General features: G+C 60.5%; 14 protein-coding genes and 1 pseudogene. 4 read left to right on the forward strand and 11 right to left on the reverse strand.

The features are described 5' to 3' along the window. From WAW39_RS20310 to WAW39_RS20360, 11 genes are all read right to left on the reverse strand, one after another. The coding region (locus WAW39_RS20310) for a PSD1 and planctomycete cytochrome C domain-containing protein (protein ID WP_422320990.1) at positions 1–2,532 on the reverse strand (2,532 nt) is incomplete at its 3' end. A gap of 23 nt (positions 2,533–2,555) precedes the next feature. After that, positions 2,556–2,681 (reverse strand): hypothetical protein, encoded by a 126-nt coding sequence (locus WAW39_RS20315; RefSeq protein WP_422320991.1) that lies wholly within the window; start codon positions 2,679–2,681, stop codon positions 2,556–2,558. 118 nt (positions 2,682–2,799) lie between these two features. Beyond that, a complete protein-coding gene (locus tag WAW39_RS20320; protein WP_422320992.1) occupies positions 2,800–9,237 on the reverse strand; it encodes an autotransporter-associated beta strand repeat-containing protein in 6,438 nt (2,145 codons plus the stop codon). A gap of 522 nt (positions 9,238–9,759) precedes the next feature. Then, a complete protein-coding gene (locus tag WAW39_RS20325; protein WP_422320993.1) occupies positions 9,760–9,969 on the reverse strand; it encodes a transposase in 210 nt (69 codons plus the stop codon). A 158-nt stretch (positions 9,970–10,127) separates the two neighbouring features. Next, positions 10,128–10,349, reverse strand: coding sequence for a hypothetical protein (locus tag WAW39_RS20330; protein ID WP_422320994.1), 222 nt, complete (start codon positions 10,347–10,349; stop codon positions 10,128–10,130). 220 nt (positions 10,350–10,569) lie between these two features. Further along, positions 10,570–11,538 (reverse strand): CNNM domain-containing protein, encoded by a 969-nt coding sequence (locus tag WAW39_RS20335; protein WP_422320995.1) that lies wholly within the window; start codon positions 11,536–11,538, stop codon positions 10,570–10,572. 12 nt (positions 11,539–11,550) lie between these two features. After that, positions 11,551–12,312: an ABC transporter permease gene (locus WAW39_RS20340; RefSeq protein ID WP_422320996.1), complete on the reverse strand. Its 762-nt coding sequence runs from the start codon at positions 12,310–12,312 to the stop codon at positions 11,551–11,553. Further along, on the reverse strand, positions 12,309–13,106 hold the full coding sequence (locus WAW39_RS20345) for an ABC transporter ATP-binding protein (protein ID WP_422320997.1): 798 nt from the start codon (positions 13,104–13,106) through the stop codon (positions 12,309–12,311). The genes WAW39_RS20340 and WAW39_RS20345 overlap by 4 nt, the downstream gene beginning before the upstream one ends. A gap of 15 nt (positions 13,107–13,121) precedes the next feature. After that, positions 13,122–14,093 carry an ABC transporter substrate-binding protein gene (locus WAW39_RS20350; protein ID WP_422320998.1) on the reverse strand — a complete coding sequence of 324 codons (972 nt, stop codon included), beginning with the start codon at positions 14,091–14,093 and terminating at the stop codon, positions 13,122–13,124. A 51-nt stretch (positions 14,094–14,144) separates the two neighbouring features. Next, entirely contained in the window at positions 14,145–15,107 is a 963-nt protein-coding gene (cysK, locus tag WAW39_RS20355; RefSeq protein ID WP_422320999.1) for a cysteine synthase A, read from the reverse strand. A gap of 63 nt (positions 15,108–15,170) precedes the next feature. Next, complete coding sequence (locus WAW39_RS20360; RefSeq protein WP_422321000.1) at positions 15,171–15,353, reverse strand: YezD family protein; 183 nt, start codon at positions 15,351–15,353, stop codon at positions 15,171–15,173. Between the two features lie 350 nt (positions 15,354–15,703). Between WAW39_RS20360 and WAW39_RS20365 the strand changes: the two genes are divergently transcribed. From WAW39_RS20365 to WAW39_RS20380, 4 genes and pseudogenes are all read left to right on the forward strand, one after another. Then, on the forward strand, positions 15,704–17,281 hold the full coding sequence (locus WAW39_RS20365; RefSeq protein WP_422321001.1) for a ShlB/FhaC/HecB family hemolysin secretion/activation protein: 1,578 nt from the start codon (positions 15,704–15,706) through the stop codon (positions 17,279–17,281). A 27-nt stretch (positions 17,282–17,308) separates the two neighbouring features. After that, positions 17,309–19,159, forward strand: coding sequence for a DUF2341 domain-containing protein (locus WAW39_RS20370; RefSeq protein WP_422321002.1), 1,851 nt, complete (start codon positions 17,309–17,311; stop codon positions 19,157–19,159). A gap of 12 nt (positions 19,160–19,171) precedes the next feature. Next, positions 19,172–19,576, forward strand: a complete 405-nt coding sequence (locus WAW39_RS20375; RefSeq protein ID WP_422321003.1) for an ExbD/TolR family protein — start codon at positions 19,172–19,174, stop codon at positions 19,574–19,576. Between the two features lie 22 nt (positions 19,577–19,598). Next, positions 19,599–19,925: pseudogene (locus WAW39_RS20380) on the forward strand (hypothetical protein); the annotation flags it as partial.

Here is a 19,925-nt window from a genome sequence, read left to right on the forward strand (position 1 = left end):
GCTCATCCACGCGGCGGATTTGGCGTCGGCTGGCACGGCTTCAGGCTCGGGAATGGCGGCGGCGCTGCGGTCCACGTCGTCGGCATTCGCCGGTGGGACTACGGCTGCACCCGCCTCCGTGGCGGCAGCGATCACCGCTGCGGGTTTGGAGGCAGGGGGCTTCGGCGTCGGCACGTAGCTCGCAGCCTGCTCGGCGACGAATCGCACCGCGCGCTTCTCATCGGCCGCGCTTGGTTCATGGCCCAGCGTGAGCTGCCAGATGTACGAGAGCCGCTGCTCGGCGGGCAGCTTCAATACACGCTCCGCCAGGGCGAGCGACTGATGCTGCACAAAGGATGAATTGAGCAGGAACAAAGCCTGCATGGGCACGGTGGTGTTCGCACGCTCGCCGGAGACGAGTGTTTGATCCACGGGGTCAAAGGCTTCGAGCGACTTCGGTGTCACGCCGCGCAGCAGCGGCAGATAAACACTGCGCTGCAGGCCGGAATCTGCCGCGATGTGGATGCCGGCGGCCTCGGGGCCGTTGTCGCGCATTTCGACCATGCGGAGCTTGGTTACCGGAGAGACTTCTTCTTTGGGCACCAGTTTGCCGGAGATGGCCAGCATCGAATCCCGCAACTCTTCCGCCGAAAGCCGGCGTGGCGAGTGACGCCAGACGAAGCGATTGGCAGGATCCGCCTCCAGATGCCGCTCCGGTGCTGACGAGCCGAGACGATAAGCGTGGGAGAGCGTGAGCTCACGCACGAGCTTCTTGGTGGACCACCCCTGGCGGATGAACTCACCCGCGAGATGATCAAGCAACTCGGGATGCGAGGGTAAGCCGCCATTGATCCCAAAATTATCCACGGTGGAGACAATGCCCGTGCCAAACAGGTGCTGCCACACGCGATTCACGATCACCCGCGCCGTGAGCGGGTTTTGCGGACTCGTGAGCCACTGGGCCAGCTGGAGTCGGCCGCTCTGCTCCTTGGGAATCTGCGGTGCATCCGGCACGGTGAAGGTGGTGAGGTAGCCTCGCGGGATCGTGGGACCCAGCCGCTCCGCTTCACCGCGCAGGCGGATTTCAGTGTCGGCGATCTGCTGTGAATCACGCACGCCATGCACGACGAATCCTTGAGCGGCGGGATCGGTGAGATCATGCAGTTCGTTTTGCAGCGCCTCAAAGCGCATGCGGAAAGGGCGCTGCGTCGGGCGGCCATCGGCGGCGGGTTTGAGTCCTTCCGGAGTGCCTCGGATTCCTTCCCAGGCTTTCCTGGCTTCAGCGAGCCTGGCTTCCAGTTCTTTCACCTTCTCGGGCGGTGCCGGAGGCGGGCTGCCGGACAGTCGCACAAGGTTGGCCGGGGCGTAGTAGTCGAGTCCGCCGCCGCCCATCTTGTTGCGCACTCCCGCGCCATTTTCGGTGCTGGTGAAAATGCCCGCGAGTGCGTAGTAATCCGTCATGCGGATCGGGTCAAACTTGTGATCGTGGCAGCGCGCGCAAGTAACCGTGAGAGCCAGCGTGGAGCGAGTCACGGCATCGATCTGCTCGTCCACGTTGTCCATGATGAAGCGGACCTTGAAGCGCTGGTTCACATCGTTGACCCCGAGTGCCAGGAAACCGGTGGCCGTGAGCAGGCGGTCACGTTCGTGGTTGTTTTCGGCCGGCAGCAGATCTCCGGCGATCTGCTCCTGAAGGAAGCGATCAAACGGCACATCACGGCGCACGGCGTCGATGACGTAATCCCGATACTTCCAGGCGTGAGGATACGGGATGTTGCGTGAGGGGCCGGTGGATTCGCCATAGCGCGCTACATCCAGCCAGTGGCGTCCCCAGCGCTCGCCGAAAGCCGGCGCTTCGAGCAGGCGGTCCACCACGCGGGCAAAAGCCGTCGATGATCGATCATGGAGGAAGTCTTCGATTTCCTGCTGTGCAGGCGGCAGTCCGGTCAGGTCGTAGGTCACGCGGCGGATGAGCGTGACGCGGTCCGCATCAGCCACAGGCGGAAGTTGTTGGTCCTCCAGTTTGGCGAGGACAAAGCGGTCCACATCACCTTCAGGCCACTGCGCATCCTTCACCGCAGGCACGGCGGGCTGCGTGAGCGGCTGCCAGGCCCAGTGCTTCTTTTTCAGAGCCTCCATTTCAGGATTGGGAGCCGTGAGGGAGGCGGGTATGCGTTCACGCGGCCAGACGGCTCCGTCTTTGATCCAAGTGGTGAGGTCCGCGATCTGCGCGGCGCTGAGCTTGTCGCCCTCCTTGGGCATGATCTTTTTCGGATCGCTGTGAACGATGCGCTGCAGCAGCACGCTGGCGGACGGATTTCCCGCGACGACGGCCGGGCCGCTGTCTCCGTCGGTGAGAAGGCCGTTGCGATCATCCACGCGCAGATTGCCCGAGGGTTTGGTGTCAGCCGCATGGCAGGTGTGGCAGTTATCCGCAAGGATGGGACGGATCTTCTTTTCAAAGAACTCGATCTTGGCCGTCTCGGGATCGGCGGCATGCAGCCATGGGCTGGCGAGTGTGACGGTGAGCCACAGGAGAGGTCGGATTTTCATCGGGGTTCCAGCGAGGTAAAGGTTCAGCGGGCGATGAAGGTGAGCAGACCGAGCAGACTCAGGAAGAGGGCGACGAGGCCGGCGACTGCGCTGATACGGAGCAGGGTGTCCATCAAGGAATGAACTTTGAAGGAAGCGGGTGAAGACATGATTTGAGTGCTGTGTTTGCAGCGCCATTCCTGATGCCTCAGGTCGTGACAGCCTGCGTTGTTGGCGATGGATGACCTTCCCCTTTGAGGATCAGCCGGTGCCGCTGGCTTCATCGCCTCACGACTGGTGTGTAGAAAAGCTCCGGGCGGAGCGGCGGCGGCGAATGACGAGCGCCGCCACACCGCCGAGAGAAAGAAGGGCGCGGGAAGGCTCGGGCACTGAGCCGGTGATGTAGAGGATGCCTGCATTGGCAAACTGGTCGGTGTTCCAGTGCAGCAAGGGGTCGGTCAGCGTCGGAAGTTCGAAGTCGGTGCTGACATCAAAGCCATTCAGATTGACGGCTGACCAGTCGATCAGGTTGAACACATCGCCATAGACAGGGGTGTAGTTGTCCAGCGTGATCTTGAGCAGGCTGCCGGAATTCAGAGTGAGCGTGCCGGCCACGCTGATGAAGTCAATGCTTGTCGAAGTGGTGCTGCCGAAGGCGAGAACATTCGCTGCGAGGGTGGGATCCGTGGTGTTGCCCGAAGCTGCACCGATTTGAAACAGCGCCCGCGGAAGCAGGCTGGTGGCACCGCCTGCCAGCGTGAGATCGCTGGTGAAAGCCAGCGTGCCAAAGCCGTCTCCGGCGGTACTGATGCTGGCAGGGTCCGAGCTGGCACCGGCACTGAGGACCACGGCTCCCCCAACCGTGATGGGTCCTGCGACAGTGCCGGTGCCGCTTATGGCACCACTGCTTGAGCTTCCATTCTGGGCGTATCCCCCGGAGACACCGGTCACGTCTAGCGTGGCACCGGCATCCACCTGCACCCAGTTGGAAGATTGGATCGAGCCCGCCTCGCTCAGGGCCAGGGTGCCGCTGCTGACGGTGGTCTTGCCTGTGTAGGTTTCCGCTGCGCTCAGCGTCAATGTTCCTGTGCCGCTTTTCGTCAGTGCGGTATGTGCCGTGGCTCCATCTTGGATGACTCCGGCAAAGCTGCCGGCACCGGCCACCGTCAGTGTTTGCGTGCCCGAGGCTGCGCTGTTGGTGACGATGTTGGCTCCCGTTCCGGCTGTGTCCAGGCCACCGACAGTGGCGTTGAAACCGTTCAAATCATACGTGCCTGCAGTGTTGTCTGTGGCGGCTCCAAGCGTGAGCACGGAAGTAAGCGGCAGCGCATTGGCGACACCGTTTTTCAAAGTGGCACCGCCATTCACGAGGGTGGGGCCGTTGTAGTCGTTGGTCGCATTGGTCAGCGTGACGACAGCTCCACCGGTCACGATGAGGTCGGAGTTCGCCAAGGCACCTGTGATCTGTCCGCTGACGGTGAAGGTGCCGCCGCTGAGCGTGAGCTTGGTGCCGTCCTTTGCCAGTGTGCCTGTGAGTGTGAGCGTGCCGCCGCCGGTGTTGCTGATCACGCCGCCGCCAGTGCCGCTGACCGTAAAATCGCGGCTGAGTGTGGCCGTGCCGCCGGTGTAGGCCAAAGTGCCTGTCGTGGTGGAGCCGAGCGTGATGGCAGAGATGCCGCCGCCCAGCGAGCTGAACTGACCGACTGAAATCGTGCCGCCCGTGATGGCGAGGGCTCCCGTGAAGGTGTTTGCACCACTGAGTGTCAGTGTGCCGGTGGTGCTCTTGGTCAGTGCGACCTGCGCAGTGGCTCCATCTTGAATCACGCCATCAAAGGAGCCTGTGCCACTGATGGTGAGTGTGGAGATGCCGCTGGCGGCACTGCTGGTGACGATCTTAGTCCCAGTGCCGGAGCTCGTGAGTCCGGCGAGGGTTTCATTGAAGCCATTGAGATCGTAGGTGCCATTGGTGTTTCCCGTTGCTTCTCCCAGAACGAGAGTGCTGGTGTCAGTCAGCACTTCACTGGCTCCGTTCTTCAAAGTACCGCCGTTGAAGACGTCGGTGGAACCTACAAAGTTGTTGGTGGTGTTTGAGAAAGTGACTGTGACGCCGTCGATGTTGTTCACCGACGAGGCTCCGGTTATCTGGCCGGTGACGATGAATGTGCCGCCGCTGAAAGTGAGCGCACGGTTTGCCACACGCGTGAGAATGCCGCTGAGCGTGAGCACCGCGCCGCCGCTGTTTTTGATGATGCCACCACCCACGCCGTTGACCGTGATGGCCCGCCCCAGCGTGGCGTCCGTGACTCCCGTGTATTCAAGCGTGCCCGTGGTGGTCGCCGCACCGATCAAGACCGCGCTGGTGGCGCTGCCCAGCGGCTGCGCCGTGCCATTTGCGGCGATGGCGTTCACTTTCAGCGTGCCGGCGCTTACAGTCACCGCACCGGTGAAGCTGTTGGCTCCATTGAGCACCCAGGTGCCGGTGCCGTCCTTGGTCACGCCGACGATGGAGGTGGCGCTGTTGTTGAAGTCGCTGATCACGCCATTGACCGTGCCAAGGGTCGCGCCACCGAGCAGAATGTTACGGTTTCCCGTCGCGCCATTGGCATCAATGCTGCCATTGATGGTCAAAGTCCCGGCCGAAACGGTGATACGAGCATTGCCGCCGCCGCCATTGATCTGCGAAATCGTGCCGTTGATGACGTTGTTGCCCGCCACGCTTGAGATTGCGCCTGCGGTGTTCACGGAACCGTCGCTGCTGAGTGCATAACTGAGATCGCTGCTGAGGGTGATGTCTCCAGCCGAGCCGTCCAGCTGCAGGCTGGGGATGTTGCCCCCGGCAATGCGGATGGTTTTGGTGCCGATGCCGAGTGCGCTGCCGTTGGTGATGGTCAGCGTGCCGGTGTTCACGGTCACGTTGCCGGTGAATGTGTTGGTGCCGCTGAAGGTGATGACACCCGCCACTCCGTTGTCGATGGTGATGGCATTCGTGCCTGTGCCGGAGGTGGTGACGATGTTGCTGGAAATATTCAGCGTAGTGTCGGAGTGCCGAAAATTCAGCGTGGCGGTGTTGGAGCCGTCAGCATTCAGCGTGATGTCTCCAGCACCCAGGGAGCCCGTGCTGGTGGCAATGGTGGACCCCACCTGCAGGATGCCTTGGAGAATCGTGGTGCCGCCGGTGTAGGTGCTGTTTGCGGTGATTGCGAGCGTGCCTGCTCCGGTCTTGGTCAAACCGCCTGTGCCTGCCAGGGCTGCACTCAAAGTCAGCGTCGCACCGCTGGATGCATCCACCGTGCCGCCGCCATTCAGGAGAATTGAGGAGGTGATTTTGTTGGTGGTGGCGCTGGTGACTTTCAGTGTGCCGGCATTGAGCTGAATGTTTTCCGCAATGGCGGTGAAGCCCGTGACATCCAGTGTGGCACCGGAGGAGACCTGCGTGCCGCCGGTGGTGTCTCCCAGCGCGTTGGCGTTGCCGAGCTTGAGTGTGCCGGAGCTGACGGTGATAGCACCGCTGAAGGTGGCGCTGTTGCCAGAGAGGATCGCGGTTCCCGCTCCTTGCTTGGTCAGTGTGCCGCTGCCGCTGAGCACGTTGGAGAAGAAGAAATCCTCCGGGCGGTTGAGCACGATGGCTCCGTTGTTCAAGATGGCGCCAGTGCCGTAGGAGCCCACACCTGCCGTGACAGCATCACCGAGGATCAATGTGCCCGCGCTGATGGTTGTGGCGCCGGTGAAGTCATTGAATCCGCTGTTGATGATGGTGAGGCTGCCGGTGCCCTGCTTGAGCAGCGTGGATGTTCCGCTCAGATAGCCGGTGCCGCTGAAGGTGTAGTCCTTGGTCGTGTTGTCGACCAGGATGGAGTTGGGCGTGAGTTGGGCTGTCAGATTGACATTGGTGGAGCCGGTGGCGCTGTCATCAAAGCGAACGCTGTCGATGACGCCAACGTACTGCAGGTAGCGCGTGGCAGTGCCGCTGGTGGTTTCCTTCCAGTTCAACGTTCCCGTGCCGGTGGTCGGGTCGGGGCCGTCGTTGATGTCCCAGTCGCTGCTGGTGGCTCCGGTCCATTTGGGCACATCAAAAGCACTGATGTTGAGCTGAACTTTGGAAGCACCGGCGTTATCAACGAGATTTGCGGTGACGCGTGCTGGCAGTGTGCCGAGCATCAGACCACCGAAACCTGCGCCGCCGATGCTGCCGGTGTAGCTGATCAGATTGATGGTTCCGACGCTGAGCCCCGTGCCACTGATGTTGAGGACATTGCTGCCGTTGGTGCTGAAGGTTGTGGCGCTGATCAAGTCGGCGGTTGGATTGCTGAAGCTGCCGAGGTTCAGGTGGAGCGTGCTGCCGGTGCTGGCTCCCAGGGTGAGGGCTGAAGTGTTCAATGTCTGTCCTGCCGCACTCAAGGTGAGGCCCAATGCGGCGCCATCCGCCACCGTGATAGCACCGCCGCCCGTCTGCGAAGTCGTGATATTGAGCTGCCCTGCATCCACCGTGGTGGCTCCCGTGTAGCTGTTTGCAGCTGTCAGCGACCATGTGCCCGCGCCTTCCTTGGTCACACCGAGAACATGGCTGCCGTTGTCGGAGATGACGCCATTGGCGCTGCCGCTGGTGGTGACATCGAAGATCACACTGACCGGGCCTGTGGCGCTTGTGGCAGGTGCGATGCCGCCGTTCAAGGTCAGAGTACCAGCCGTCACCTTGATGCGGGTGTTGCCTGTGCCAAAGCCTCCCGTTGTCGGAGCGATGTTTCCTGCGATGAGGTTGTTTCCTGAGCTGCTCAGGATTGCAGGTGCCGTGGCGCTGTCATTGCTGGTGATGAAACTGAGATTTGAGGCCAAACTGATGTCACCGTTGCTGCCGTCGAGTTTCAAAGTGGGTGCGTCAGTAGTGCCGCTGATCGTGATAGTCTTCGGGCTTGCACCCAGTGCGCCGGATTTTGTGATGGCCAGGATGCCACCCGTGATGCCGATATCCCCGACAAAGGTGTTGGAGGCTCCTGAAAGCGTGAGAGTGCCCGCACCGCTTTTGACGAGCGCCAGATTGTTCTCATTCGTGCCCGTGCCACCAAGCATCTGCGCCCAGGTCACGGTGCCGGCATTGTTGATGGTCAGTGTGGAGATCGCGGCATTGCCACCGACGACTGCATTCGACTGGCTGTTAACATTACCAGAAACAGCCAGGCTGACCACCGTCTGGTTGCTGGCTCCCGTGGCATCGCCGAGCTGGAGAACGCCGCTGTTGGCGCCGTTGCCCAGTTGCAGCGTTGTGGAGGATGAGAGACGTCCATCGCCGCCGGTAAGAATCACGCGGCCGTTGTTGATGCGGGTGGCGCCGGTGTAAGTGTTGGCCCCGGTGATGGTGAGCGTGCCGGTGCTGCCTTTCGTGAGCGCGCCGGAGCCAAGCGTGCCGGTCTGCAAGGCGGTGGCGAAAGTGATGTTGTTGCCATTTGTATCGATGGTGGCGACGACGCCATCATTGATTTTGATTCGGGCGGAAAGGTCGCTGGTGTTTCCTGTGGCCCACTGGAGCGATGACGTGCCTACGTAGGTGATCAAGCCTGTGCTGCCCAGTGCACCGGAGGCAAAGCTGATGGTGCCAGCATTGATGGTGACGCCACCGGTGAAGGTGCTCGCCGTGCTGGACAGCGTGAGCACTCCCGCGCCGCCCTTGACGATGGCGATGTTGTTTTCATTTGTTCCTGCACCGCCGATCTGGCCGCCGTAAGTGTTCGCATCGGCGTTGTTGATCGTCAGGGTGGAAACGGCCGCATTGCCGCCGACGACATAGTTCCCTGTGTTTCCCTCACCGGCTGAGGTCAGGCCCAGGGTGGTCTGGTTGCTGGCGCCGCTGCTGTCGCCGAGTTGCAGAATGCCACTCTGAGCTGCCTGACCGATGGCAATGGTGCCTGAGGCGGAAAGGCGATTGTCACCGCCTGACAGCACGGTGCGGCCTTGACGGGCACGGAAGAGTCCGGTGAAGGTGTTTGCGGCGGTGATGGTCAGGGTGCCGCCGCCATTCTTGATGATCCCGCCCGTGGCGGAGGCGCCGGTTTGCAAGGCGGACGCAAAGGTGACGTTGCCTGAGCCGAGATTCAGCGTGGCTGTCACTCCGTCGTTGATCTTGATCTTCGCGGAGAGGTCATTGGTGTGATTCGCCTGCCAGGAGAGGGCGGAATCCGCCTGAAAAACCACGCCTGTCGCGGAGTTGAGCGAACCAGTTGTAAACTGCAAAGTGCCTCCCGTGGTGACGAGATTGACATTGCCGGTGAAGGAATTGTTGGTCCCACCACTCAGGCGCAATATGCCTGCACCGGTGAAGTCGAAGCCCTGCGTTCCACCCAGCCTGGCGGAAATGATCGTTGTTCCTCCGCCGACCACATTGATGCTGGGAAGCCCGGTGGTGGTCTGCAGAGTCAGCACATTGGTGCCGCTGCTGGCAAGCGTCCAGATGTTGCTTTGCGTCGTGTCTGCAAACTTGAGCGACCCAATGGTGAACGCGGCATTGACGGTCACCGTGCGATCAGCGGTGATGTTGAGCAGGCTGAAGTCGGCCAGTTGATCGGCCCCGCTGGCAGGTGTGCCGCCCAGCCATTTTGTGCCATCGTTCCAGTTGCCCAAGGCATCAGAGTTCCATGATGAGCTCGTCTGTGACAGAGCGGCAAGGGGCAGGAGCAGGGCGAACAGAGCGGAAAGTGTGTTCTTGAATGAAGATGTGTCCTTTGAAATAAACATGGGGCTGTGAAACCTCTGGTCTCAGGTGCGCCCGCAGCCTTCGTCTTCGCGATCAGCTGATCAGGGCATGGTGGCAGAATCCTTCCGTGCAAACGGATCGGGGTGCTGCGGACCTCGTCGATGGTCGCGTCAGCAGGTCAGGTCATCAGTGCTGCCAGGACGGATGGTGCAGCCGTCCTGGCAAGCTCTCAAAAGCCTCAACAAAGCCGGAACGTTTCCGGAGCTGATGCTGGGATGATTGAAGATGGCTGTGGGTTTTTCATGAAGGCTTTCCAGGGACCCCGCTGTCTTTCCCATGAAGAAGGATCAGGGCGGGGATTGCTTTTGAGGTGGAACCTTCCGTTTGCCGGATCGGTGCAGGATGGCGTTTTTGAGGCGCCGCTTTAAAAGCATATCGTGATAGTAGGTTATTAAACTCTAAATCACTCTTGTCCAGTAGGTATAAGAAACTTTTTCGCCGGGAGCGATGCGACGTGGTTGTGTCAAAGCGCGGCTGTGGTGCTTGCTGGAGTATGGAATCGGCTAGGCAGAGCGATTCCGCGGCATCGATGGCGGCAAGGGTGGGTAGAGCATGTTGATCGTCGATTCGCGCAGCCAGCCACCCAGGGAGTGCGGGTTGATGCCCAGCCTGTGGGCAACTTCTTTGCGGCTGATGCCTTGGCGGATTTGGGAACGGGCTGCGGCTACAAGAGCCGACTTTTCAGCAGGTGAATAACGCGGAGGAGGAGGCATGATCGTGGATGTGTTGGTGAGGTGAGGAGGTTGAAATTATCTTCCGCCAGGGATGGCAGTCACAATCGGCGGCGCTGAGTAATTGAGCGCAGGATGGAACAGCGGGTCAGGCAGCTCCTCAGATCCCCCATGAATGAGGAGCTGCCTTTTCTGCGTTTTTACCTGCTATTTTTCGCCTTGCGGCGCACACTTCCAACCACTGGGGCAGGCAAAAAATGGGTGTCGTCGAAAGCCTCGGCGTCATAGGCCAGTTCAAGGGCGGCTTTGGAACCGGGGACGAAGCGCCAGTAAAAACGGCCTCTGCTTTCAGGCTGGTGGATGCGGCCGAACTGGTCTTTGGATGCCGAACGATCGGGTGTTTTCTGTTTGAAGAAAGACATGAGAACAATGGGTGTGAGATTGCATGCTTTATCAGGTACCTCCCAAGGTCATGAGTCGGTCAAGGAGACGATGATGAGCTTTAAACTATACTATGTCAATATGAATAAGATCTGCCTGTGAATATTTTTCGTTCATATCCAGGAGACGGGCGTGCAATGCTGCTGACCTGACCTTCAAAACAAGGTCCTGCTGATTTGGATCCACCGTGCGCATGAAAGCTCAGACCCTCGCGCCCATGAGGACCTTCATCACATCATCCATGGTGATCCAGCCGGTCATTTTGCCGCTGGCATCATCTACCAGGGAGGCGATTTCGCTCTGCTCCAGAAACAAGGTCAGCAGCTGAGTCAGAGACGCCATGCTTTGGATGTGCAGCACCGGGCGGATCAGCGTGGTCCAGTCAGCGCCGGGTTCGGTGAGGTTCTGCAAAAACAGCTCGCGCACGCGGATGTAGCCGGTGATTTGGCTCGCGTCTCCCGTGCGGCTCACGGGGTAGCTGCGGTGAAGCTTGGGGCCGAGCGCCTGTACGTTTTCCAAGAGGGATTTGCGCGCGTCGAAGATTTTCACTGCTGCACGCGGCACCATGGCGGTCTTGATGCGGCGGGCGCTCAGCGTGGCCGCATGGATCATGATGATTTCCTCGTGGTTGTGCAGCAGCTGCTCAGACCGGGCCGACTGCACCAGAGTGATGATGTCCATGATGTGGTCGCTCTGGCCGCGGCCGTCGCCCGCGCCGCTCTTGAGCTTCTCAGAAAATTTCTCCATCAGCAGGATGAGCGGATGGCAGACAAACATCATCCATGAGAGCGGAACAATCAGCCGGGGGGCGAAGCGCGCGGCATGATGCACGCCAATGATCTTGGGGGCCATCTCACCGCCGAAGAGCACGGCCACGCTCATGACAATGGAAAACAGCCACAGCCACTCCGCGCCGTAGAGCCCGGTGAAGAGCGCCCCGGCCAGCGTGGCCAGCCCGGTGTTCGCCAGAGTGTTGAAGGCGAGGATGGCGGAGATCGGCCGCTCGATGCGGTTCTTCAGCAGAAGCCAGCGCGCCGCATGCGCTACGCCCTTCTTCTCCTGCAGCTTCAAATCCAGCGGATTGAGGCTGAGGAGGACCGCCTCGGTGAGCGAGCAGAAGTACGACACACCGAGGCTGGCGGCGCAGATGATCAAAAAGAACAGCAGCATGGAGTAGGCAGGCTAGGACAGCCCCCAGCGCTTGCGCAGGAAGCGTTCCCATGGACTGAACAATGCCTTGTCCGCCACAAAACCAACGACAAGGATCACCAGCATGATGGCGGCCACCTGATCCATGGCCTGCAGCTCGCGCCCGTAATGCAGCAGATGGCCGAGGCCAAAACCGGTGAGCACCGTGACGTAGATCTCAGCCGCCATGAGAGAGCGCCAGGCGAAGGCCCAGCCCTGCTTCATGCCACTGACAAGGTGCGGCAGGCTGGCGGGCAGCAGCACATTCCACAGCAGATGAAAACCGCTGGAGCCCATCGTGGTGGCGGCGCGGCGGTAGATCGGCGGGATCTGGCGAATGCCATGATCCGTGGCCAGCAGCACCGCCCACAGAGTGCCCATGATGACGATGAAGAGCATGGCGGTTTCAGTCTGCCCGAACCACAGCAGCGACAGCGGCACCCAGCAGACGCTTGGCAGAGTTTGCAGTCCGAGTGCGAGAACACCGATGGTGTCTTCGGCAAAACGAAAGCGCGCCGTGAGCAGGCCCAGCGGGATGCCCAGCAGCAGGCCGATGATGTAACCGATCATGAGCCGGGTCATGGTCACCATTCCAGCGGCAAGCAGGGTGCCATCAAGCGCGGCAGTCCAAAGGTACTGGCCGATGGAAAGCGGGGATGGCACCAGCACGGGCGACCACCAGCCTGCGCGCGATGCGGCTTCCCACAGGGCGACGACGACGGCGAAAAAAGCGAAGGAGCGAAGGAACCGTTTCATAGCGCAGCAGGGGAGTGTTTTTTGAGTTCCACCGTGATGGCGCTGGCGATCTGGGCGACGGCGACATCATTGATGTCGCGCTGGCGTGGCAGCTTCACCACATACTCCGCATGAATGCGGCCGGGGCGTGGCGTGAAGAGCACCACGCGATCTCCGAGGCAGACCGCTTCGCGCACATTGTGAGTGACGAAGACGATGGTCTTGCAGCGCTTCTGCTGGATGTCCTGCAGGTCGGCGTAGAGCTGCTCGCGCGTCATGGCGTCGAGCGCGGCAAAGGGTTCGTCCATCAGCAGAACGCGCGGATTGGGAGCCAGGGCGCGTGCCAGTGCGACACGTTGCTTCATTCCACCGGACAGCTCATGGATGCTGGCATGCGCGAAGTTTTCCAGGCCGACGAGTTTCAAATAGTACATCGCCAGCTGCTTGCGATCAGCATCTGTCAGGCCCGGTTTCAAGTTCAGGCCAAACAGGACGTTGTTGATGACATCCAGCCAGGGAAACAGCGCGTGCTCCTGAAACATGACCATGCGCTGACGCCCCGGCCCGGTGACGGGCTGGCCATCGGCATGGATGCTGCCGTTGGTCGGTGCTTCCAGGCCGGCGATGAGATTGAGCAGGGTGCTTTTGCCGCAGCCGCTGGCGCCGAGCAGGCAGACAAACTCGCCCTCGGCCACCTGCAGGTTGATGTCCTGCAGCGCCTCGACTGTCTGGCGCGCGCCATGGTAGGTTTTGGAAACGTTTTGAACCTGGAGTTTGGCCGGCTGCGGATTGTGGAGTGCTTCGTCTAAAGTCATTCAGGTGGCGCTGGATCAGAGCTTGGGTAGCAGGGCGTCGAGGGCAGGGATGTCGTGGAGGAAGCCGGCCTTCTTGGCGGATTCCACCATCTCGTCCAGCGCCGGACGAGAGACTTCAGTGTTCAGCACCACACGCGGCAGTGAACGATCCAGCAGGGGATCGCCCGGGGCCTTGGTGGTGAGTTCTTTCAGCTCAGCTTTGATCAATTCGCGGGCTTCAGCCGGATTCTTTTTGATCCACTCGGTGAGTTCAATGTGCGCAGCGACGAGTTTCTTCGCCAGCTCAGCACGCTCCGTCACGAAGGCGGCGCTTGAGGCAAGCAGGGTGGCAAAAGTGCCTTTGTCTTCCACGAAGATCTTGCCACCGGCTTCGAGTTCGAGGCGTGAGACCCAGGGCTCCACGGTCCAGACGGCGTCGATCTCGCCTTTGACGAACAGCGCCAGCTGATCCGGATTCTGCGTGGGGAGCACGAAGGCATCGCCACCGGTCTGCGTCACTTTGAGGCCGTTGTCAGAAAGCCAGGCGCGAAGCTCGATGTCCTGCGTGTTGCCAAGCTGGGGCGTGGCGATGCGCTTGCCTTTGAAATCAGCGGGTGTGTTGATGTTGGCCGCCGGGCGCACGACCAGAGCGCTGCCACCAGTGGCGGCACTGGAGAGAATGCGCAGTTCCGTGCCTTTGGATTTGGCGTAGGCATTGAGCACCGGGCTGGGGCCGATGTACGTCACATCCAGCGCACGGGCAAAGATGGCCTCCGTCGCGGAGGGGCCTGCATTGTACACAAACCACTCCACCGGCACACCGAGACGCGGCTCAAACCAGCCTTTGCCCTGACGGCTGAGCTGATGGGCCACGAGTCCCTGAATGTGCGTGATGTTTGGGAAGTGGCCGAAGCGCAGCGGCGCCTTGGGATCGATTTTTTGTTTGCCGCAGGCCGTGAGTCCGGCGGCGGACAGAGTGCTCAGTTGGAGGAAGTCGCGTCTGTTCATAGGTGGTGGGTGTTGTCGGGAAATCGGGAGAGTGGGTCAGCAGCAGGAGCATCAGGCCCCGACTTTGTTGCGGGCTTCGTCGGCTAGTGCCGTGGAGAGGTAGCGTTCACCGGTGCTGCAACCCACGGTGACGATCAGCTTGCCCGCATTCTCCGGTCGTGCCGCGACTTGCAGTGCGGCCCAGACGTTGGCTCCGGTGGAAATGCCCACCAGCAGGCCCTCTTCACGGGCAAGACGCTGCGCAGTGTGGATCGCGTCTTCATTGGTGACCTTGATGACTTCATCGAGGATCTTAATATTGAGATTCTTCGGCACGAAGCCGGCTCCGGTGCCCTGAATCTTGTGCGGGCCTGGCACCAGCGGTTCGCCATTCAGAGTCTGCGTGATCACTGGTGATGCCGCGGGCTCCACCGCGATGGATTTGAAATCCGGCTTGCGCGATTTAATTACTTCGCTCACGCCCGTGATCGTTCCGCCCGTGCCAACGGCAGCGACGAAGATGTCGATCTTGCCCTCGGTGTCGGCCCAGATTTCTTCCGCCGTGGTTTTACGGTGGATCTCTGGATTGGCCGGATTTTCAAACTGCTGGGGAATCCAGGAGTTAGGCGTCGAGGCGTGCAGTTCGTTCGCTCTTTCAATGGCGCCCTTCATGCCCTTCGGGCCGGGAGTGAGATCAAGCTCGGCACCCAGCAGCGCCAGCAGCGTGCGGCGTTCCAGGCTCATCGTTTCAGGCATGGTCAAAATGATGCGGTAGCCCTTGGCGGCGGCTACAAAGGCCAGCGCGATGCCGGTGTTGCCGGAGGTCGGCTCGATGATGGTGGTGCCTGGCTTCAGCCTGCCATCAGCTTCCGCCGCTTCGATCATGGCACGGCCAATGCGGTCCTTCACGCTGCCAAGCGGTTCCTTGAATTCTCCCTTGAGTGCAATCGTGGCATTCACCCCTGCTGCGATGCGGTTGAGCTTGATCAGAGGGGTGTGGCCGATGGCTTCAATGATGCTGTTATGGTAGGACATGGCTTGAATCGGAGTTATGGTTGATGGGTGGGGAGAGAAAAGAAGTTCAGCGGCGAAGCGGCGTTACTTCCGGCTTTGCGTGGCCGGCGGCTCGCTGGCCAGACGGGTCTTCTCGGTGCTTTCGACCTGCGTCACACGTCCTTCATGCACGATGATCTGCACAGATCCGAATCGCAGGGCGGAGACCTTCTGTTTGACGATGTCGACCCAGGACTCGACTTCAATTTCTGCGGTTGGCTGAGACATGGTGTGTGAGGTGAGGATTCGTGTTGCGGTATGCCGGATTAGGAGTGGATCCTGATTGCTTTCAATTAACATGTATTATATGCGAATATACACAGGGCAAGTAGGAATAAAGAATTTTTTCGTGTCAGTATTTGTCAATTATTTCTAGACATTCAAAATCCACGTGCTCCTAATCTACACCTACAGAGTATGAAAACACCGTGAGGACACGAATCCAGCGGTCGCGGGCCTGAGGCCCGCAGTTCATACGGCCCAGGAAGGCACTTCCCGCTGAATGGCAGAGGTGTGCTGAACTGGCGACCGCCTTCAACGGAGCCCGTCACATCATGTCCCATGCTTCTACATCCATCATGCCTGCTTTGCTGCGCCTCATCGGCGTTGCCTGGTTCTTGTCGGTGTCGACTGCGCGACTGCCAGCACAGGAGGCTTCCGCTTCTCCGCAGAGGATGTACATCCAGGAGTACGAAGTGACCGGGGTGAAGCATCTGCCTCGTCTTGAAGTGGAGAAGGCCGTGTATCCCTTTCTTGGTCCGGGCCGCACGGCAAACGATGTCGAGCAGGCGCGTGCGGCGCTTGAGAAAGCTTACAAGGACAAAGGCTACCAGACCGTGTCCGTGCAGATCCCGCGGCAAAACGCCAGCAGCGGCGTCGTGCTGCTCCACGTCGTGGAGACCGTCGTGGGCCGTCTGCGTGTGCATGGCTCGCGTTACTACGACATCGACAAGATCAAGGAAAAGGCGCCCTCGCTGGCGGAGGGAAGCCTGCCGAATTTTAACAACATCAACAAGGACATCATCGCGCTGAACCGCCAGGCGGATCTGCGTGTGTCGCCGGCCCTGCGCGCCGGTGTGCGTCCGGGAACGGTGGACATCGATCTGGATGTCAAAGACAAGTACCCGCTGCATGGCAGCCTGGAGGTCAACAACCGCCACAACAACAACACGACGCCCTGGCGCGTCAACGGCTCCCTCCGCTATGACAACCTGTGGCAGCTCGGCCACTCGCTGGGCGTGAGCTATCAGATCGCGCCGGAGCGCCTCAATGACGCACGCGTGTTCTCAGCATTTTATCTCGCGCGCATCCCCGACGTCGAGGGCGTCAGCCTGCTGCTGCAGGGATCAAAGCAGGACAGTGATGTTTCCACTCTTGGCGGGGCCGCAGTGGCGGGTCGTGGTCAGGTGGTCGGCATGCGCCTGCTCTTCACCCTGCCACAAAAGGAGGGATTCTACCAGTCGCTGAGCTTCGGCATGGACTACAAGCGCTTTGACCAGGACATCACCGTGGCCGGTGCCAAAACCTCCGCACCCGTCACCTACTTTCCATTCAGCCTGAGCCATGCGGCCACGTGGACGGAGACCGCGCACACCACCGAGTTGAACACCGCCATTGTCTTCAGCCTGCGCCGCATGGGGACCGACCAGTCCAATTTCAATCGCCGTCGTTTCAATGCGGACGACGGTTTCATCTACTACCGCGGAGATCTGGCGCACACGCAAAAGCTGCCGGGTGGTTTTGAAGCCTATGGCAAGATTCAAGGCCAGCTCAGTTCCGGCCCGCTGATCAACAACGAACAGCTCGCAGGCGGTGGCCTGGCCACAGTGCGCGGCTACCTTGAATCCACTGCGCTGGGAGATGGCGGTCTCTTTGGTTCAGCAGAGCTGCGCTCGCCCTCGCTGCTGTCCGGCAGCGACGACAAGGCCAACCAGTGGCGTTTCTACGTCTTCGCCGATGGCGGCCGCCTCAAGCTGCGCAATGCGCTGCCCGGGCAGGAGAACACCTTCGATCTTTTCAGCGTCGGGGTCGGCAGCCGCTTCCGCGTGCTGAATCATCTCAACGGCTCCGCCGATGTCGGATTTCCTCTAACCACCCAGGGCATCACACGAGTCGGTGAGGTGCTCCTGACGCTCCGCTTCTGGGCGGAATTTTAATTTTCCATTTCTTCCAAACCAACGCGCATGATTAAACCTCTGCTTCAATCACTTGCCCTGCTGCTGCTCTTTGCCGCAACCGCATCGTCTGCTGACACCGCCTGGTGGGATGCGAAGTGGACCACGCGCAAGAAGATCGACATCGACACCACCGGCAAGGGCGTGGCCATCGCCGAACCCATCGGCACCACGGCCGTGCTCGTGCGCCTGCATGAGGGCGTGTTCAGTTTCCTCTCCGCCAAGGAAGATGGCAGTGATTTGCGCTTCGTTGCGGATGATCACAAGACGCTGCTCAAGCACCACATCGAAAAGTGGGACGCGCTGCTCAATGAAGCCTACGTGTGGGTGCAGGTGTCGGACCTCAAGCCCGCCAGCGCCACCAGCATCTGGCTCTACTACGGCAACACTGAAGCTGCGGCAGGCGAACCAGCCAAGGAAACCTATGAGGCAAACACCACGCTGGTGTATCACTTTGCCGACACCTCCAAAGCAGGCACGGACTCATCCGCCACGGGGGCGAATGCCGAGGGCACGCCACCACCCGCCACCGGCTCGCTCATTGGCGGAGGTCTGCGCGTGTTCGGGCAGGCCCCCATCAAAGTGCCAGCACCACCGCTGCCAGAGTTTGCACCCGGAGCACCGCTTACGGTCTCCGCATGGATCAAGCCCAGCGCCCTGCAGCCCAATGCCGTGATCTTCAGCCGCCGCGATGGTGCGAATGCCTTCATCCTCGGTCTCAACAACGGGATTCCGTTTGTGGAACTCAACAAGCAGCGCAGCAGCGAAGGCGCACCCATCGCCGCCGGTGGCTGGCATCATGTGGCTGCAGTGGCGGATGCAGGAACGGTCACTCTGTATCTCGATGGCAAATCTTACGGCGCTCTGACCGCCGCCGTGCCGAGCCTCAAAACACCTGCCGAGATCGACAAGGACACCTCATCGGGTGCTGTCGGTTTCACGGGAGAAATCGATGAACTTCAGATCGCCAAAACAGCGCGGCCTGCCGGCTTCATCCGCTTTGCCGCAGTGAACCAGGGCACCTCGGCGGACAAGGACAAGCTGATCACCATCGGCCCGGACGAGGCTTCGGATCACGAAGAGGAAGGGGAGATCATGAAGCATCTCTCCCTCATCACGGACATCTCCAAAGACCTCACCTTCGACGGCTGGGTGGTGATTTTCCTCTGCACAGTGCTGGCCATCGTCGGCTGGATCATTGCAGCCGGGAAGATCATGTACCTCAACACGATTGAGAAAGCCTCCAAGGAGTTCATGAAGCGCTGGGAAAAGATCTCCTCAGATCTCACCGCCATCGACACCGAGGATGAGGAGAGCATCAAAAACATCGGCGGCAGCATGAGCGCCAAGATGCAGAAGCTCATGCGGCAGTCGCCGCTTTATCAGCTCTACCACTTGGGATCGCAGGAAATCAGCAATCGCATGAAATCTTTCCGCCAGGTGACCTTCAATCCCGCCGAAAAGAAAGAGCTCCAGGTGCTCAGTCTCTCGGGCCGCTCCATTCAGGCCATCAAGGCCGTGCTGCACGGCGGCATGGTGCGCGAGGTGCAGAAGCTCAATGGCAAGCTCGTCTTCCTCACCATCGGCATCGCGGGTGGTCCATATCTCGGCCTGCTCGGCACGGTCATCGGGGTCATGATCACCTTCGCTGTCATCGCGAAATCCGGTGAGGTGGAGGTGAACTCCATCGCACCCGGCATCGCAGGCGCGCTGCTCGCCACCGTGGCCGGGCTCGCCGTCGCCATTCCAGCGCTGTTCATCTACAGCTACCTCAGCTCACGCATCAAGGATGTCGTCTCAAACATGGAGACCTTCATCGACGAGTTCGTCACGAAGATGGCCGAACACTACAAGGAATAACCGCGCACCACCATGCAGGCCGACAACAAATCCTACGATGACATCAACGTCACGCCGATGGTGGACCTCTACCTCGTGCTGCTGCTGATCTTCATCATCATGACCACCGCAGGCGTGCAGGGCGTGAAGGTGAATCTGCCGCGCGGCGGCCCCTCCACCTCCAAGCCCATCGAAGGGCCAAAGATGCAGGCCATCACCGTGGACAACCAGGGCAACATCAAGCTCAACGCCACCGCCGTCACCATCGATGAACTCTCCGGCAAGCTGGAAGCAATCAAGGCTGCCACTCCCGACGTGCCCGTCGTCATCCGTGGCGACAGCGCCACGCAGTACCAGACCATCATGGATGTGCTCACCGCCGTGGGCCGCTCCGGCATCACCAACATCGGTCTGGCCACGCAGGCGGCTAAAAAATAGTCCCGCAGACATCTACCACGCCATGGCACTACCTCATATAGATGACGAAGAGCCCGGATTCATCCGGCGCCACTTCGTGCTGCTGATTCTCGGCGGGCTCGTGCTGGCTGGCGGTGTTTACTTTGCGGTCAATCACAAGCCGTCCAAGTCCACGTCGAAGAAGAAGGTGGACGTGGTCATGGTGATGCCGGTGCTGCCGCCGCCCCCACCTCCACCGCCGCCTCCTCCTCCCAAGGAAGAACCGCCGCCTGAGAAGGAGGAGGAAATGATCTCGCAGGAGGAAGTGAAGCCTGACGAACAAAAGCCCGCCGAAAAGCCTTCGGATGAACCTCTCGGCACGGCCCTTGGC

The organism is Prosthecobacter sp., from assembly GCF_049294395.1.
Classification (GTDB): Bacteria; Verrucomicrobiota; Verrucomicrobiia; order Verrucomicrobiales; family Verrucomicrobiaceae; genus Prosthecobacter.

What these genes read in the sequence shown, in the direction of transcription:
- WAW39_RS20335 (WP_422320995.1), bottom strand. Translation starts at nt 11,538, where the DNA reads ATGCTGCTGTTCTTTTTGATCATCTGCGCCGCCAGCCTCGGTGTGTCG.
- WAW39_RS20345 (WP_422320997.1), bottom strand. Translation starts at nt 13,106, where the DNA reads ATGACTTTAGACGAAGCACTCCACAATCCGCAGCCGGCCAAACTCCAG.
- WAW39_RS20375 (WP_422321003.1), top strand. Translation starts at nt 19,172, where the DNA reads ATGCAGGCCGACAACAAATCCTACGATGACATCAACGTCACGCCGATG.
- WAW39_RS20365 (WP_422321001.1), top strand. Translation starts at nt 15,704, where the DNA reads ATGCCTGCTTTGCTGCGCCTCATCGGCGTTGCCTGGTTCTTGTCGGTG.
- WAW39_RS20320 (WP_422320992.1), bottom strand. Translation starts at nt 9,237, where the DNA reads ATGTTTATTTCAAAGGACACATCTTCATTCAAGAACACACTTTCCGCT.
- cysK (WP_422320999.1), bottom strand. Translation starts at nt 15,107, where the DNA reads ATGTCCTACCATAACAGCATCATTGAAGCCATCGGCCACACCCCTCTG.
- WAW39_RS20330 (WP_422320994.1), bottom strand. Translation starts at nt 10,349, where the DNA reads ATGTCTTTCTTCAAACAGAAAACACCCGATCGTTCGGCATCCAAAGAC.
- WAW39_RS20315 (WP_422320991.1), bottom strand. Translation starts at nt 2,681, where the DNA reads ATGTCTTCACCCGCTTCCTTCAAAGTTCATTCCTTGATGGACACCCTG.
- WAW39_RS20370 (WP_422321002.1), top strand. Translation starts at nt 17,309, where the DNA reads ATGATTAAACCTCTGCTTCAATCACTTGCCCTGCTGCTGCTCTTTGCC.
- WAW39_RS20325 (WP_422320993.1), bottom strand. Translation starts at nt 9,969, where the DNA reads ATGCCTCCTCCTCCGCGTTATTCACCTGCTGAAAAGTCGGCTCTTGTA.
- WAW39_RS20360 (WP_422321000.1), bottom strand. Translation starts at nt 15,353, where the DNA reads ATGTCTCAGCCAACCGCAGAAATTGAAGTCGAGTCCTGGGTCGACATC.
- WAW39_RS20340 (WP_422320996.1), bottom strand. Translation starts at nt 12,312, where the DNA reads ATGAAACGGTTCCTTCGCTCCTTCGCTTTTTTCGCCGTCGTCGTCGCC.
- WAW39_RS20350 (WP_422320998.1), bottom strand. Translation starts at nt 14,093, where the DNA reads ATGAACAGACGCGACTTCCTCCAACTGAGCACTCTGTCCGCCGCCGGA.